Annotated in this window: 2 protein-coding genes; both read left to right on the forward strand. The window is 64.5% G+C overall.

Annotated features, from left to right (window positions below):
- Positions 1-116 precede the first annotated feature (116 nt).
- Positions 117-956 carry an aldo/keto reductase gene (locus tag ACFO3E_RS15910; protein WP_066529981.1) on the forward strand — a complete coding sequence of 280 codons (840 nt, stop codon included), beginning with the start codon at positions 117-119 and terminating at the stop codon, positions 954-956.
- A gap of 53 nt (positions 957-1,009) precedes the next feature.
- Positions 1,010-1,504 carry a P-loop NTPase family protein gene (locus tag ACFO3E_RS15915; protein WP_465269443.1) on the forward strand — a complete coding sequence of 165 codons (495 nt, stop codon included), beginning with the start codon at positions 1,010-1,012 and terminating at the stop codon, positions 1,502-1,504.
- The last annotated feature ends 89 nt before the right edge of the window (positions 1,505-1,593 follow it).

Consider the following 1,593-nt stretch of genomic DNA (forward strand, 5'->3'; position numbering starts at 1 on the left):
CAAAGATGGAGCTGCACCCATGCCCACATCGTGAACCTCAAACCGCAAAGTGGGGAATTTTACTTTGCCCGTTCTGGGGAAAATTACTGTGCCGTTGACAACCGGGACAGGAGATCATGGAGCGACGCCCATTCGGCCCTGTGCCGCACGAGGTTGCGGTGATCGGTCAGGGAACCTGGTACATCGACGACGCGGACAGGCCCAGCGCAGTGGCCGCCCTGCGCCGAGGTCTCGACCTCGGAATGACTCATATCGACACCGCCGAGATGTACGGCGACGCCGAAATCGTGGTCGGCGAGGCGGTAGCCGGGCGCCGTGAGGAGGTCTTCCTCGTCTCCAAGGTTCTGCCGAGCAACGCCTCGCGTGCCGGGACGGTGGCGGCCTGCGAGCGCTCGCTCGCGCGTCTGCGGACCGACAGGCTGGACTGCTACCTTCTGCATTGGCGGGGCCAGCACCCGCTGGAGGAAACCTTCGCCGCCTTCGAGCGCCTCCGCGAACAGGGCAAAATTCTGTCCTGGGGCGTCAGCAACTTCGACGTGCCCGATCTCGATGCTGCCTGGAAAGCCGGCGGCGAGGGCCGGATAGCCTGCAATCAGGTTCTCTACAACCTAGGAGAGCGCGCGATCGAGCACGCCGTACTGCCTTGGTGCGACAATCACAGCGTCACCGTGGTTGCCTATAGCCCGTTCGGCCATGGCGACTTCCCCGACCCACGAACGGCGGGCGGCCTCGTGCTGGAAGAAATCGCAGCAGCCCATGGCGCGACCCCGCGCCAGGTGGCGCTCGGCTTCCTCGTGCGGGAACCAGCATTGCTGGCAATCCCCAAGGCTTCCAGCACCAAGCATGCCGAAGACAATGCCGGCGCGGGCGTGTTACGGCTGACGACCGCCGACCTAGCACGGATTGACGAAGCATTCCCACTCGGCCCGAGACCGTCTCGCCTCCCGATGTTGTAGGCGTTTGCAACCGAGCCGAGCGCCCAAGCGTCTCAGCAATCCAGGAGGTTCGCATGCGGGATACCAAGGCCCCCGGTTTCGTCCGCGTACGCGGCGCGCGCGAGCACAATCTCAAGAACGTAGACGTCGATATACCGCGCGACGCTCTGGTCGTGTTCACCGGCGTATCGGGATCGGGCAAGTCGTCGCTCGCTTTCTCCACCCTCTATGCCGAGGCGCAGCGCCGCTATTTGGAATCGGTCTCGCCTTATGCGCGCCGCCTGTTTCACCAGATGGAGGTACCCGAGGTGGACCAGATAGAGGGCCTACCGCCCGCGGTAGCGTTGCAGCAGCAGCGCGGATCGCCGACGACCCGATCGTCGGTCGGCAGCGTTACCACCCTCTCCAACCTGCTGCGAATGCTCTACTCGCGCGCTGGCGACTATCCGCGGGGTCAAGCCCATCTCGAGGCCGAAGCCTTCTCGCCCAACACGCCCGAAGGCGCCTGCCCGCGTTGCCACGGCCTCGGCCGGATCCACGAGGTCACCGAGGCCTCGATGGACTTGTAACGGTTTTGCGCCGGTCACCTATCTCATTATGCCACCTTGGCTTCGAACGCGAGTGGGCTGATGCCGCCCAGGTATGAATGGCGGCGACG

Origin of the sequence: Sphingobium tyrosinilyticum, assembly GCF_042654265.1 — a bacterium.
Lineage (GTDB): Bacteria > Pseudomonadota > Alphaproteobacteria > Sphingomonadales > Sphingomonadaceae > Sphingobium > Sphingobium tyrosinilyticum.